The sequence below is a fragment of the Parasalinivibrio latis genome, from assembly GCF_036825535.1.
GTDB lineage: Bacteria > Pseudomonadota > Gammaproteobacteria > Enterobacterales > Vibrionaceae > Parasalinivibrio > Parasalinivibrio latis.
Genome location: NZ_CP098812.1, coordinates 328,092 through 342,443 on the forward strand (window position 1 = coordinate 328,092; position 14,352 = coordinate 342,443).

General features: G+C 51.9%; 13 protein-coding genes. 12 read left to right on the plus strand and 1 reads right to left on the minus strand.

Annotation, left to right across the window (positions count from 1 at the left end; all coding sequences use genetic code 11):
• The first annotated feature begins 334 nt into the window (after positions 1-334).
• Positions 335-877, plus strand: a complete 543-nt coding sequence (locus NF212_RS01680; RefSeq protein WP_434358255.1) for a single-stranded DNA-binding protein — start codon at positions 335-337, stop codon at positions 875-877.
• Positions 878-951: 74 nt separating this feature from the next.
• Here the strand turns inward: NF212_RS01680 and NF212_RS01685 are convergent, their stop codons facing one another.
• Positions 952-1,851 carry a LysR family transcriptional regulator gene (locus NF212_RS01685; RefSeq protein WP_434358257.1) on the minus strand — a complete coding sequence of 300 codons (900 nt, stop codon included), beginning with the start codon at positions 1,849-1,851 and terminating at the stop codon, positions 952-954.
• Positions 1,852-2,025: 174 nt separating this feature from the next.
• Between NF212_RS01685 and csrD the strand changes: the two genes are divergently transcribed.
• The 11 genes from csrD (at position 2,026) to NF212_RS01740 (ending at position 14,343) form a co-directional block, all read left to right on the plus strand.
• A complete protein-coding gene (csrD, locus tag NF212_RS01690) occupies positions 2,026-4,008 on the plus strand; it encodes an RNase E specificity factor CsrD (RefSeq protein ID WP_434358259.1) in 1,983 nt (660 codons plus the stop codon).
• Between the two features lie 112 nt (positions 4,009-4,120).
• Positions 4,121-5,575: a hypothetical protein gene (locus tag NF212_RS01695; protein WP_434358261.1), complete on the plus strand. Its 1,455-nt coding sequence runs from the start codon at positions 4,121-4,123 to the stop codon at positions 5,573-5,575.
• Positions 5,572-6,207 carry a type II secretion system protein GspM gene (gspM, locus tag NF212_RS01700; protein ID WP_434358263.1) on the plus strand — a complete coding sequence of 212 codons (636 nt, stop codon included), beginning with the start codon at positions 5,572-5,574 and terminating at the stop codon, positions 6,205-6,207. Before NF212_RS01695 ends, gspM begins: the two co-directional genes overlap by 4 nt.
• Position 6,208: 1 nt before the next feature.
• Entirely contained in the window at positions 6,209-6,559 is a 351-nt protein-coding gene (locus NF212_RS01705; protein ID WP_434358265.1) for an MSHA biogenesis protein MshK, read from the plus strand.
• A 20-nt stretch (positions 6,560-6,579) separates the two neighbouring features.
• Complete coding sequence (gene mshL, locus NF212_RS01710; RefSeq protein WP_434358267.1) at positions 6,580-8,208, plus strand: pilus (MSHA type) biogenesis protein MshL; 1,629 nt, start codon at positions 6,580-6,582, stop codon at positions 8,206-8,208.
• 3 nt (positions 8,209-8,211) lie between these two features.
• Positions 8,212-9,057, plus strand: a complete 846-nt coding sequence (locus tag NF212_RS01715; RefSeq protein WP_434358269.1) for an ExeA family protein — start codon at positions 8,212-8,214, stop codon at positions 9,055-9,057.
• Positions 9,054-10,301, plus strand: coding sequence for a tetratricopeptide repeat protein (locus tag NF212_RS01720; protein ID WP_434358270.1), 1,248 nt, complete (start codon positions 9,054-9,056; stop codon positions 10,299-10,301). The genes NF212_RS01715 and NF212_RS01720 overlap by 4 nt, the downstream gene beginning before the upstream one ends.
• Positions 10,302-10,306: 5 nt before the next feature.
• Positions 10,307-12,052 (plus strand): GspE/PulE family protein, encoded by a 1,746-nt coding sequence (locus NF212_RS01725; protein WP_434358272.1) that lies wholly within the window; start codon positions 10,307-10,309, stop codon positions 12,050-12,052.
• Positions 12,039-13,265: a type II secretion system F family protein gene (locus tag NF212_RS01730; RefSeq protein ID WP_434358274.1), complete on the plus strand. Its 1,227-nt coding sequence runs from the start codon at positions 12,039-12,041 to the stop codon at positions 13,263-13,265. Before NF212_RS01725 ends, NF212_RS01730 begins: the two co-directional genes overlap by 14 nt.
• A complete protein-coding gene (locus NF212_RS01735; protein ID WP_434358276.1) occupies positions 13,246-13,737 on the plus strand; it encodes a hypothetical protein in 492 nt (163 codons plus the stop codon). The genes NF212_RS01730 and NF212_RS01735 overlap by 20 nt, the downstream gene beginning before the upstream one ends.
• 15 nt (positions 13,738-13,752) lie before the next feature.
• Positions 13,753-14,343: a prepilin-type N-terminal cleavage/methylation domain-containing protein gene (locus NF212_RS01740; protein WP_434358278.1), complete on the plus strand. Its 591-nt coding sequence runs from the start codon at positions 13,753-13,755 to the stop codon at positions 14,341-14,343.
• Positions 14,344-14,352: the final 9 nt, after the last annotated feature.

Genomic DNA, 14,352 nt, shown 5'->3' on the forward strand with positions numbered 1-14,352 from the left:
AGACGTTTTGGCAGTACTGTAAGACTGTCTGGATTTCCGGGATGCCAGCATTGTACTGCATTCAATATGTGATGTTGATCTCTGTTGGTCGATTCATCAATTAGATAGCGATATTATTAAGAAAATACGACTTACGTCTGTTTTTTGGCTTACCCATGAAAAAAACGGTCGGATATTGCATAGATTAAATAAGGATATGCCAGCGATGTTCGTGTTTTTGCAAACCGGCTGGTCGCGCATTTTCTTCACCGTGATACAATGCGCGTTTAACCGTATTAAGATTAGTTTGAGGGCGCCAGACAGCGCCTGTCAGTAACAGGTTCGGGAGTGAGATATGGCCAGCCGTGGTATAAACAAAGTAATTCTCGTTGGTAACCTGGGTGGAGACCCGGAAGTACGCTACATGCCTAACGGCGGTGCTGTTGCCAACCTGAATATCGCCACCTCAGAAACTTGGCGTGACAAGAACACCGGTGAAAACCGCGAGCAGACCGAGTGGCACCGTGTTGTGCTGTACCGTCGTCTGGCTGAAGTTGCCGGCGAGTACCTTAAAAAAGGTGCCAAGGTTTACATTGAAGGCAAACTGCAGACCCGTAAATGGCAGGATCAGCAAGGTGTTGAGCGTTACACCACTGAAATCGTGGGTAACGAAATGCAAATGCTGGACTCGCGCCCTGGTATGGGTGGCGGCATGGGTGGTCAGGCTGCCCAGCAAGGTGGTTGGGGACAGCCTCAGCAACCTCAGCAGCAATACCAGCCTCAACAGCAGCAACAGAGCTACAACCAACAGCCAGCGCAGCAGGCTCCCCAGCAGTCATCATCACAACCACCGCAGTACAATGACCTGCCAGATTTCGATGACGACATTCCGTTCTGATAACCTGAACAGAATTGATAAAGAGCCCTGATTTTTCAGGGCTTTTCTGTATTTTTGTGGCTGGCTGTGTCGAATCAGTTCCCTTGGGTCGAAGCGGTTCCCCTGGCTTTTGACTTGATGAACTCAATAAACAACTGCGTTTTGGTATGGTTGTAGTTGAGCTTGGGGTAGTAAGCGTAAGCCGTTGCTTTCGGCAATTTAAGGCTTGGCAGTACCGGAATGAGAAGTCCTTGGTCGAGCTCTTTACGGATGGTGGTTTCCCCGATTAAGAGCAGCCCCATTCCAGAGACAGCTGCGCTGACCAACGCTTCAGGGTTACGTGAACTGAAATTACCGGAAAGGCGCAGCCTCAGGCCATCCTCAAACACCCGCTCCTGCTGGTGGCCGCTATCTGCAAACAGCAGGCAGTTGTGCTGGGTGAGCTGTTCAGGCTCTGTAATGGGGGTATAACGGGCAAGGTACATCGGGGAGGCATAAAAACCCAGTTGGAAGTCATACAGCCGGGTAGCAATGTAACTGCTGGAGTTAAAATCCACCAGCTCCCGGGTCACCATAATATCCAAGTTTAAGTCCGGCAACTGGCCAGGGGTCAGCGTGTGGAGCTCTACCTGTATCTTGGGGTATTCTTCCAGAAATTCAGAAAGGTAGTGGACAATTAAGCGACTGCCTACTGCTAAAGGCGCACCTATACGCAAAACCCCGCTGATCTCCCCGTAAGTTGACGTGGTTTCGGCTAGTAACTGGTTCCAGTCTTCCAGAATATGTTTGCTGCGCTGGTAAAAGAGCTGACCCGCATCGGTGACGGTCAGGCTGCGGGTGGTTCGTTTGAGGAGCTGTACACCGAGCTGGTTTTCAAGCCAGGCAAGGCGTTTTGACAGCGCGGAACTGGATGTCTGCAATTTGGTTGCCGCCTGGGCAAGGGAGCCCATATCCACGACTGTGACATAACTTTTCGCACAGGTAATCCAGTCCATTTATCTTCCTTTGTAATGCGTTAAAGCTAGCATTCCGTTAAAGTAACGGTACTCACGCGTTATTGGATGTGATTAAAGCAGGGCATAAACTGGCGGCACCTGAAACCGGTAAAGTATTTCAATACGGTACGGTGTTCGAAGCAGTGGAACCCCGGTTAACCACGAGCAAATTCTATGAGAAAAGCTTCAGGGATGAAACTGACCAACCGGTTGGTCGCGTTTGTTACCCTTATTGTCATCTGTGCTGTTTTTGTTCTTTTCATCGGCGGAGCTATCAGCTTTCAGAAACTGGGGCAGGACTTTCTGTCTCAGTACCTTTCCGGTATGTCAGAGGTTATTGACCAGGAACTGGCTAACCCCGAAAACAGCGAATATTTTTCCAAGTGGCTGCCGCAGTTACTCAAAGCCAGTGATGTTGTAGAACTTAAAATCTACAGCGATTCCGGCGTGCTTTATCACTACAATGAGCTTCAGCTTACTACTTATGCGGTTGAGATTCAGGAGTTTACCTACCCTCTGAAGCATAACCCCGGATTCAGTGTCACCTTGTCCGTTATACCGCCATACTCTGAATTTGCCTACTCACTGGGGCCTATGGCGTCAATCAGCCTGGCTATTTCCATCATTGTTTTGTCACTTATCTGGGGTGGGCGTTGGTTAAGGCAACAGCTCCAGGGGGCTGAAATGCTGGAAGACCGTGGCCGGATGATCCTTGCCGGGCGCAGTGAAGAGGTCGCTGTGGGCCGGGACGAGGAGTTTCCTTCAACCGCCAGTGTAGCGCTGGATAACCTCATTGCAGAGCTGAATGATGCCCGGCAGGAAAGAAGCCGGTTTGATACTTTTATCCGGACCAATACATTCCTTGACCAGCTTACCGGTGTCGCAAACCGGGTTATGTTTGACAGTCGCCTGAAGTCCCTGGTGCAGGAGCAGGACTGCCGGGGGGCAGTGATTCTTGTCCGCTTTTCGGATTTTGATGACCTTGTGCAGGATCAGGGAAAAGAAGTGGCTGACGAGTTGATCCAGTCAATATCGTCAATTCTTTCCAATATGGTCCAGAGATACCCTGAAGCGGTGCTGGCCCGTTACTTCGACAATGAATTTGCCATTATGCTGGTACACCAGCCGACCAGGGAGGTTAACCAATTTACGGATCACCTGGTTAAAACGCTTGAGAGGCTGTCTCCACCCAGTCCGATGGATACGGACAATTGGTGCCATGCCGGGGTTGCCCTATTTGTATCCGGGGATCGCCGTGGCCGGATAATGGATGAGGCTGACATGGCTCTTCGCAGTGCAAAGCTCCAGGGGGGAAACAGTTGGTCTGTCTATAAACGGGCATTGGAGGAAGAAGAGGCACGAGGCAGTGTTCGCTGGAGAACGCTATTTGATCATGTCTTCAATAACGGTGGCCCGGAATTCTATCACCAGAAGGTTGTCGATGGTCAGGGTAATAAGCTTCACGATGAAATGCTGGCCAGAATCAGGGATGAAAATGGGCTTGTCATAAAGGCATCAAGGTTTATCTCCGGCCTGAATGCCGTTGGCTATGGCGAAAGGCTGGATGAGTGCGTTGTAATTAAAGCAATTGAATATGCTAATCACACACATTCAGAGTGTGTATCTTTAAATGTGAACGTGAATAGTGTGACCAAGCGTGAATTTTACACTTGGCTGAGAGATAAATTATTGCAAACACCCCGTGAAACACGAGAAAGATTAATATTTGAATTCCATGAAGGGTCGTTGGTTTCTCATCTGGATGCAATGAGAAACGTGTCGAGGATGTTAAAAGGCTTTGGCTGTAAAATTATTGCAGACAAAGCAGGGAGAACGGTTGTCAGCACTCACTACATAAAAGATATTCAACCGGATTTTATTAAATTGCACCGAAGTCTTGTTCGGGATATTCACCAGCGTGCAGAAAACCAGTTGTTTGTGCGAAGCATGCTGGGAGCCTGTGAATCAACAGGTGTCAGGATTGTTGCTGTTGGGGTAGAGAAAAAGCCTGAATGGGATGTGTTAATGAATCTGGGTGTTTATGGGTGTCAGGGTAGGTATATCTCCCCTGAATTATCTGCTGCATCAATGAAACGTCCGTTATTAACAAAAGTGAAATTAGGAAGGAAACGTTTCCGCGATCAATACACCAAATAAAAGGTGTCATTTCGTCGATTGATAGGCAAAATTAATTTTGGCTGCGTGTTAGTATGCGTTAAATAAATAGTCGGATGTTTGTTGGTAGCTATTTAGGGATCAAATTTCTTATATGTCGATAACTGCAGGGTGGTTGCGCTTATTTAAAACCGGAAGTGCCAGCCAACAAGTTGTACTGTTGCTTTCCGCCAGGGAAATCTCCGTAGCCTGGAAAGGTGAAAAGGAAATTATTACTGACATGGCCGTTTGTTCTGGTGTAGAAGCCTGGGCAGAGACGGTGGCATTGCTGTTGAGCCGGAATAAGCTGGCAAACACATCTGTAATGGCGGTATTTAAGCACGGACTTTATCAAAGCCTGCAAATAGACCATCCTCATCTCCCGGATGATGAGCTTTCCAGTGCACTCCCGTTTTTGTTAAAAGACCTTATTTCCGAATCCCCCAATGAAATTGTTGCTGATGGGTTCACATCCCCGATAAATGGGCAACGTCTCCAGGTTTATGCCATCAGTAAAAAACACCTGCTGACTGCGGCTGTAGGGTGTGAACAGGCGGGGGCTGAGCTGGCCAGTGCTTCTGTTGAAGAGCTGGTGTGGGGAGCGTTTACAGAAGGGACTGACGTTTTGTTGCAGCGGTATGAGGGGGCTGCACTTCACCTGACCGCTTTCAAAGACAAAACCCCATGTTTTCACAGACAGATCCGCGGCATTGAGTCCATGCTGACCGGGCCGGAGTCATCGTCACTCCAATTGGATGGCCTGGCACTGGAGCTGCAACGTTCGCTGGATTTTCTCAGCGCACAAATGCGGACGTCTTCGGTTAACCAACTGATTGTCGCCTGCGAAGGAGAAGATGGCCATGAGCTGAGTTCTGCCCTGTCAGAACGGCTTAGTGTGTCAGTTTCCCCGGCTGAATTGGCGGGTACGGCTAACCAACTGCTTGCGTGGGCTGCAATGCAGCCAGCACCAGTGGCCGTTAATCTTTTCCCTGAATCCCTCAGGCCCAAGCAGGAACTGCTGACGCTGAACCGTCTGTTGGTTGCCAATCTTATAGTGACGGTGATGCTGGTGGGATTGTGGGGATATGAACACATCCGGGCAACCCAACAGCAGGCTGAACTGGATAGCGTCAACCGGCAGCTGTCATCCCTGGTTTCACAGGTAGATATGGTGAAAAAGGCCGTCAAGGAGCGAAAACCGTCCCAGGCCAAAGTTGATCAGGTAAAAGCCCTGGAAACACAAATTGAATCTAAAAAAATGGTTCTCAGTGCGGTTGAGGAGCATGACACGGGTAACCCGCAAGGATACGCAGGGTTCTTGGACCAGCTGGCCCAGGCTGCCAGCAAGGATGTGTCACTGTCACGGATTAATATATCTGGTAGGCGTACCAATCTGAGTGGCCAGGCACGGGACGTAGACTCCGTGCCGGGATGGGTAAAACGCTTTACCTCTTTTGACGAGCTTCGCCAGCAACGTTTCAGCGGACTTTCTCTTTCCCGTGATGATAAAAACCGTCTGCTGTTTGAACTCTCCTCTGAAGAGCAGAAGAAGGAGAGCAGCAAAGAATGAAATATCTGGACTCCGCGTCAGAGCGATTTGAGCAACTGACCCCCCGAGAAAAATGGCTGATGTGCGTCACATCGCTATTTGGGGTGATCTTTGTGATCTATTTCCTGGCTGTTGAACCATTGCAGCAAAAATTCTCCGGTCAAAAAATCGAGCTGGAGAGTGCCAAAAACAGTATTCGAACCCAGGAGCAGCAGCTGGCGTTGTACAAGGGGGCCCTGGCAGACAGTCCGGACAAGAAAATTGATGAGCAGATAACCCGGCTTAAAGCGGATGACGAAAAGTTGAGCCAGGTGCTGCAACAGAAAGTTGCGGGTCTGGTTGCCCCTTCTGAAATGGCTGCATTGCTGGAAGATGTTTTACATCGCTCAAAAGGACTGGAACTTGTCAGCCTGAAAAGCCTCCCGGCTGAGAAGCTGGCGGTTTCAGACGTCGCCAGCTATTACCTGCACCCCGTCGAGCTTTCGCTTAGGGGGCGTTATTTCGACCTGGTTGCCTATCTTCGCGACCTTGAAGGCATGCCGGTGCAGTACTACTGGAGCAGCCTGGATTATCAGGTAGACAAATACCCGTTGGCTGATGTCCGGCTTCGTGTTTACACCCTGGGTATCAGCCCGGACTTTATTGGTGGTTAACGTGAAATGGGTTGAAGAGATAAAGAGCAAGCTGGTTGTCGTTTTTGCACTGAGTGTGCTGGCGATACCGGTTTGCAGCTATGCCGGCAGCGTGGCGGTGGATCCGACGGCCCCCCTTGGCTGGCAAAAGCCAGTGTCCAAGGCGCGGCAGGTCAGGCAGCCGCTCCCGGCTCTGCAAAGTATTATCTGCACCGTGAGCTGTGATGCGGTTATCGGTGGAAAAAGTGTCGCCGCCGGCGATGTGGTTGACGGGTACCGGGTGGGAAAAATCAGTGATTCCTCAGTGCTGCTATACAGGGATGGCAAGCAGTGGCAACTCAGCCTTTTCAGGGATCAGGTAAAGCAGTATTGATGACAGGAAGAATTTGAGTGATGCGTAATTTTTGGGCTTTGAGTCTGGGATTGATATTTCTTGCCGGTTGCTCGGCGAATATGGGCCACCGTGAGCCAAAGGAAGTGAAAGGTGCTCTGAATGAAGTGGCAAACCAGCAAAACCGCCAGCCTCTTGAAAACTTGCCTGTTGATGTCACCAATGACCTGATGCCTTCATTCGGCGAACAGCAATTTGTGCCGGTTGCCGCAAAGGAAAACCGCTTTCGGGTAAATGCGAAAGACGTCGGCGCACAGGCATTTTTTGGCAGCCTGATTAAGGGTACGCCTTACAACCTGGTTATCCACCCGGATGTGTCCGGCAAGATTTCCCTGTCATTAAAGGACGTCACACTGGATGAAGTGTTGAGTGTTGCCTCGGACATTTACGGCTATGAAATTACGCGAAACGGCAATGTTATCCAGGTTTTCCCTGCAACGCTTCGTACAGAAACCATTCCTGTCGATTACCTGCAGCTCCAGCGCAAAGGGTCATCGCTGACCACGATTTCAACCGGCTCTATTTCTTCCGGCAGTGATGATAGTGGCAGTGACAGTGATGACAGCGGAGACTCTAGCTCCGGCAGTGGTGGCGGCAATACGACGACCGGCGGGGCATCTATCCAGACCAGTTCAGAAAGTAACTTCTGGGGCCAGCTGGAAAAAGCGCTGGCAGCCATGATTGGCTCCGGCCAGGGAAGAAGTGTGGTGGTTTCCCCACAGGCCAGCCTGGTTACTGTGCGGGCCTACCCAAATGAACTGCGTGAGGTGCGTACCTTCCTTGGTGTTTCACAAAAGCGCCTGCGCCGCCAGGTGATCATGGAAGCCAAGATCCTTGAAGTGACACTGAGCGACAGCTACCAGCAGGGTATTGAGTGGAGCAATATCACCAAGTCCCTTGGCGGCACAGTACTGAGCCTTGCTCGTCCCGGAGCGTCGATTCCTACTGATTCTGTTGGTGCACAGCTTGGTGGGCAAACCAGCCTGACAATTTCAGATGGCAACTTCAATGCAGTGCTCAATTTCCTTGAGACCCAGGGAGATGTAAACGTGCTGTCCAGCCCGCGCGTGACAGCAGCAAATAACCAGAAGGCCATCATCAAGGTGGGCGGCGACGAGTATTACGTTACGAATGTCTCCAGCAGTGACGCAAGCGGTGACAATGCCCAGTCCACCCCTGAGATTGAACTGACGCCTTTCTTCTCCGGTATCTCTCTGGACGTTACCCCGCAGATTGACAACGAAGGCGGGGTGTTGCTCCACGTGCACCCGACAGTGGTGGATGTGACAAATGAAACCAAGGAGATCAACCTTGGTTCTAAATTCGGTACTTTCCAGTTGCCGCTGGCCAAAAGCACCATCCGGGAGTCTGATTCCATTGTGCATGCCAAAAGCGGGGATGTGGTGGTGATTGGTGGCCTGATGAAATCAGCGGTCACCGACCAGGTTTCCAAAGTTCCTTTGCTGGGGGATGTGCCCGGACTTGGCCACCTGTTCCGTAACGTCTACAAGCTCCACACGAAAACTGAGTTGGTGATATTGCTAAAACCAACAGTGGTAAGCGATCAGACCTGGCTGGAGGAGATCGAACGCTCCCGCCGCCTGATCACCGAGTGGTTCCCGGAAGAGTAGATCATGTACGAGCGTTATTTTGGCTACAGCCGCCAGCCCTTTTCCCTGACACCGGATACCGGGCTGTTCCACGCCCAGCCATCCCATGTTGAGGGGATCCAGACCGTACTGAGCGCACTGGCTATGGGCGAAGGTTTTGTATTGGTCACCGGGGAGGTTGGTACAGGGAAAACTCTGCTCTGCCGGATGTTGATGCAGGAACTGCCGGACAGCATGGATCTGGCCTACCTCCCGACACCGGCGATGGATGGGCGAGAGCTCCGAATGGCACTCGCTAAAGAGCTGGGTATTGATACAACCCAGGATCCGGGGCTGCTGACTGATGCGATCCAGCGGGAGTTGATTCACCGCAAAAAGGAAGGCAAGTCAGTGGTTGTCCTCCTCGATGAGGCACAGGCATTGCCCGATGACGCACTGGAAGCAATCCGCTTGCTTGGCAACCTGGAAACGGAACAGGAAAAGCTCCTGCACCTGGTGCTTATCGGACAGCCTGAGTTAGAGCAAAGGCTCGCGATGCACCACCTGAGGCAGCTTCGGCAGCGCATTACGTTCAGTGTCCGGTTACGGCCTCTTGATAAAGCTGAAGCGGTTGCCTATATCGCTCACCGCAGTGAGTGTGCCGGTGCGGCCAACGTTTTCCCTCTGGCGGCCAGCAAACTGATTTGGCAGGCCAGCGGTGGCATTCCCAGGCTCATCAACCAGATCTGCCACAAAGCGCTGATTGCAGCCTACAGTGCACAGCGCCGTGATGTAGACCGTAAAGCGGCATTGGTTGCTATCCGAAGTACCCTGGGGGCACGCCAGCCAAAAGTGTTTTACCCATTTGTATGGGGGTGGAATGAGCCATGAGTGAACTGAACCGAATGCTGAAAGACCTGGCTCCGGAGTCTGGGAAACAAGCGGGAAGCCTAAAGGCGGCTGAGATTAAACCGCTGCCATCCAACCGGCGGCCGGCAGTTCTCTTTGCTTTGGTAGCGCTTCTAACCCTGCTGGCCGGGGGGTATCTGGCTCTGGATGGAAATAATGTGCCTAAGGCAAATACAGCACCGGTTGCACCACCGGTCAACGAGCCCGTTTTTGATGAAGATGCCGAGTTAGCTGCGAAAAATGAGCCGGTTGTTGAACGCGCTGAACCTCAAGTAGCTGCCCCGGTTGTGGTCAGCCCAACCCACAAGCGTACCGAGACTGAATCGGTGCAACTGACGGCAATCCAGGCGCCCATTAAGGACTCAGGAAACTTAGAACCAGAGCCAACCGGGGAAACAAAACCGGTTGTTTCTGAGGCGGAAAAGGCAGCAGGGGAAGAAGGGATTCAGCCCCTTCCCGAACAGAATGCTGCTAAACCCCCAGTGTTGCCTGCGGAAAGTAAGCCAGTTCCTGCCCCGGTAACACAGCAAAAAAGTGAACCGTTAAAGGTGGTTCGGCCGCCGGAAACTGCGATGCCTGAGGCCACTGAAAAACCGGAAACAGTTATCAGCGACAGTGAAGGACTGACCATCAAAACGGTTTCCCTCAGCCATGAGCAACTGGCGGAGGTTGAACTTGAAAAGGCAACGAAGTACCGCTCGGAAGGTGACAGTCGCAGGGCGATAAAGCATCTTGAAACTGCACTGAAGTACCAGCCGGACAGGCGTGATATCAGGCAGGGGCTTGCTTCGCTTTACTATGGTCGCGGGGATGTAAGAACCGCCCTGAACGTCCTCCAGGAAGGGCTTTCACGTGATGACCCGGACGGCCTGGTCCGGCTCACGCTTGCCAAGCTTCTGGTCAGTGAGTCCCAGACCCGTGCTGCATTGCAGACACTGAAGACGGTTCCTGTTGCCGCATCAACAGAATTCATGGCAGTCCGGGGTGCCCTGGCCCAACAACTGAAAGAGTCAGACATTGCCCTCAACAGCTACGAGATGCTGGTAAAAGCAGAGCCATATGATGGCCGTTGGTGGATGGGGCTTGGCATTGCACTGGAACGCCTTGAAAAGGGAGACAAGGCAAAAGATGCCTACCAGCAGGCACTGTCACTGGGCCGGATTTCAGGTAAGTCACAACAGTTTATTCAGCAGCGTCTGGCTGCTTTACAGAGAAGTGCAGGTTAACGGCTATGCAGGTCAAACTCAGAAAGCGCCTTGGGGATTTGCTGGTTGATGAGAGCATCATCACCCAGGACCAGCTTGATCAGGCTTTGCAGAACCAGCAGGGGCGGGGGCGTAAGCTTGGCGCCACGCTTATTGACATGGGCTTCCTCAGTGAAAACCAACTGCTCAGGTTCCTGTCCCAGCAACTGGATGTCCCCCTGATCGACCTGTCGCGGATGACGGTGGAACAGGAAGCTGTCTCCCTGCTGCCAGAAGTGCATGCCCGTCGCCTTCGCGCCATGATTATCAGCCAACGCGACCAGACCCTGCGTGTGGCGATGAGTGACCCGGCCGACCTTGCTGCCCAAGAGTCATTGTTCAGCCTGCTTGGCAATTACAACGTCGAGCTGATGATTGCCCCTGAGCACCAGCTGATTAATGCCTTTGACCGATATTACAGACGTACCCAGGAAATTGTCTCGTTTGCAGAGCAACTCGAAGCCGAGCATTCAACGGCATCTGAATATTCGTTTGGCCTCGATGATGAAGGCAGCGAAGAAGTCACCGTTGTTAAACTGATTAATACCCTGTTTGAGGATGCGATCCAGGTCGGTGCGTCGGATATCCACATTGAACCGGATTCCAACTGCCTTCGTATCCGCCAGCGAATCGATGGCATCCTGCACGAAACGCTGCTTAACGAGAGCAGTGTCGCCTCTGCACTGGTATTGCGCCTTAAGCTGATGTCCGGACTGGATATTTCCGAAAAGCGCCTGCCTCAGGATGGCCGCTTTAACATCCGGGTGAGAGGGCATTCCGTTGATGTGCGTGTATCAACCATGCCAGTGCAATATGGCGAATCTGTGGTAATGCGCTTGCTGGATCAGTCAGCGGGTATCCTCAGCCTCGAAGAAGTGGGTATGCCTGCCGACCTGCTGGAGCGTTTCCGCCGCCAACTGAAACGTCCACATGGGATGATCCTGGTTACCGGGCCAACCGGTTCCGGTAAAACCACAACACTTTATGGTGCGCTGAATGAACTTAACTCGGCGTCGAAAAAGATTATTACTGCTGAGGACCCGGTGGAATACCGGCTCCCGCGAATCAACCAGGTACAGGTAAACAGCAAGATCAACCTGACGTTCTCTTCGATTCTGCGGACTTTTCTGCGTCAGGATCCGGATATCATCCTGATTGGTGAGATGCGTGATGAGGAGACAGTGGAAATTGGGCTTCGTGCTTCATTGACCGGTCACCTTGTGCTTTCCACCCTCCACACCAATGATGCGATTGACAGCGCATTGCGCCTCCTTGACATGAATGCGCCCGGCTACCTGGTTGCCAGTTCTGTGAGGGCGGTGATGGCCCAGCGGCTTGTCCGCCGGGTTTGCAAGGACTGCGGTGAGCCGGCAGTGCTTGATGATGCCCAGCAAAGCTGGCTGCACAGCCGATTCCCTGGTTTAGGTTCGGTGCCTTTTTCCCGTGGGCGTGGTTGCCAGACCTGCAACTTTACCGGTTACCGCGGAAGGATCGGTGTGTTTGAGTTGCTGGAACTGGATCAGGAAATGATCGATGCCCTGAGAGGTAACGATGCTGTCGGTTTCAGTCAGGTTGCCCGTCGGGCAGACGGTTACAAACCGCTCATCAACAGTGCGATGGAGTTGGCCCAGCAGGGGCTGACCAGCCTGGATGAGGTGATACTGCTTGGTGAAGGGGACTCCCATTCCCCGTCATCGGTAGTCACTCCGGGGGCGGGAAATGCAGAGCTTTAATTACCGGGGGCGGAACTCAGCCGGAAAAGCGGTAAGTGGCTCGCTTGAAGCAAAGAGCGAGGCTGCTGCTGCTGATACCCTGATGAAACAGGGCATCATTCCCCTGGAACTGCGCAAAGGCAGTGCTCGCTCTGGCAGCACGTCTCTGAACCTTGGTGATCTTTTCCAGCGTTCGGTTCCTCTGGATTTGCTGGTGATTTTCTGTCGTCAGCTCTACAGCCTGACCAAAGCTGGTGTCCCTCTTCTACGGTCAATCAAGGGTCTGACACAAAGCTCCAACCATCCGCTGCTTAAAGGGGCATTGGAAGATATTGCCTCAGAGTTGGCAAATGGCCGTGCACTTTCCATGGCAATGCGTGAACACCCCAAGGTATTTTCCGACCTTTTTATCTCCCTGATTGCTGTCGGTGAGAACACTGGCCGCCTTGAGCAGTCTCTGGAACAACTGGCGGCTTATTATGAGCAGGAGATAGAAACGCGCAGGCGGATCAAAACGGCAATGCGGTACCCGACCTTTGTACTGAGCGCCATTGGTATTGCCACTGTAGTGCTTAACATCAAGGTTATTCCCCAGTTTGCCTCCATGTTCAGCCGGTTCGGAGTAGACCTTCCACTGCCAACCCGCATCCTGATCACTTCATCCAATTTCTTTGTGAACTACTGGCATTTATTGCTGGGTGTTTCCTTGCTGGGCTGGGTGCTTTTCCGCAACTGGCGGAAAACCGATAAAGGGCGTGAAACCTGGGATCGCTGGCGTCTGCGTTTCCCGATAGTCGGGGCGGTGGTGAACAGGGCCCAACTATCCAGGTTTTCCCGCACCTTTGCCTTGATGCTTCAGGCGGGTGTGCCGCTTAACCGGGCTTTGCAGCTTTCAGCAGAAGCCCTGGGCAACCGTTACCTGGAGAACAGGCTGGTAGAAATGCGTCAGGGAATTGAAGGAGGAGCGAGCATAGGTTCGTCCGCATCGCAAACCGGGATTTTTACCCCATTGGTGATGCAAATGATTTCAGTGGGTGAGGAAACCGGACAAATTGACCAGCTTTTGCTGGAAGTATCTGATTTTTATGACCGTGAAGTGGATTACGATCTAAAAACCATGACGGCGAGGATTGAGCCGATCCTGTTGGCTGTTGTTGCTGCAATGGTACTTTTGCTGGCTTTGGGTATTTTCCTGCCCATGTGGGGCATGTTGGATGCAGTACGTGGCGCGTGAGCTGCTTCATCGCAGGGTTTTGGTATCCGGAATATTCCTGGCGCTGGTTGCGGTTTTGGTTGCGGTGTTGTTGGAAAAATCAGAGCAGGTTGCAGAAGAAGCCAGCAAGGTCAGTGGGGAGGTTTACCGGACGACCATGTACCGGTCTGCAGCCAGCTTGCGGGAGCTTTGGGAGCTGAATGGAAGGCCTGCCCAATTGGATATCGATGGTATTCCAGTGAGCTTCTCCCCTAATGGCGTCCCGGTAGTCAGAACAAATGGCGTGTTGGATTGCGGTCTGATTTGGACCCTATTCACCACCCAAGATAACAGGGATGTTTCACCAGTTATGGATTTCGATGGATACATACAGAAAAGTAATTTAACCGCATGTTTTTATAAGATTTCAAGGAAAAATTTGCTGGTATTGCGCTATGAAAGTGGGAGAATAATGATCAACGAAATTTTGACGTTAAATATGCCGCAAAAATGACGCAAAGGGTGAAAAATGAAGTATTCAAAAGGATTTTCATTGATTGAGCTGGTTATCGTCATTGTTGTCATCGGTGTATTGGCCGCTGCAGCCTTGCCGCGCTTTATTCAGGTAACAGATGAAGCCAAGGTAGCAGCTTTGGAAGGGATGGCTGGTGGGTTTGCCACTGCTGTGCTGTCAGCAAGGGCGCAATGGGAGGCAACCGGCCGCCCCAGAAATTCCGCAGGCATCAACCAGGTTAACTATGACGGGACGGTTTTTACCCTGACGTCGGCAGAATCTGATGGCAGTGAGCGTGACGGGTATCCGTTTGCACTGGAAAACGGCATTGCAGATGTTGACCTGGTTACTGCGAAAGAGTGCCAGGAGATGCTGGATAACTTGCTTCAGAACCCGCCCCGGTCGACCCGTAACGCGTCAAATTTGGCATCCGGTAACTACCGGTACTTTGTTTCCAAAGACAGTGAGGGGGGAACACCTCGATGTCTTTACTACCAGCTGGCATCCCAAACAGCTGGGGAAAACTCCGGAAGTAGCAACGCTACCAATGGGCATTATTTCTCTTACCGGCCGGCAATTGGCCGCATTGAAGTTCATTTAAATTAGGAGTGTTTT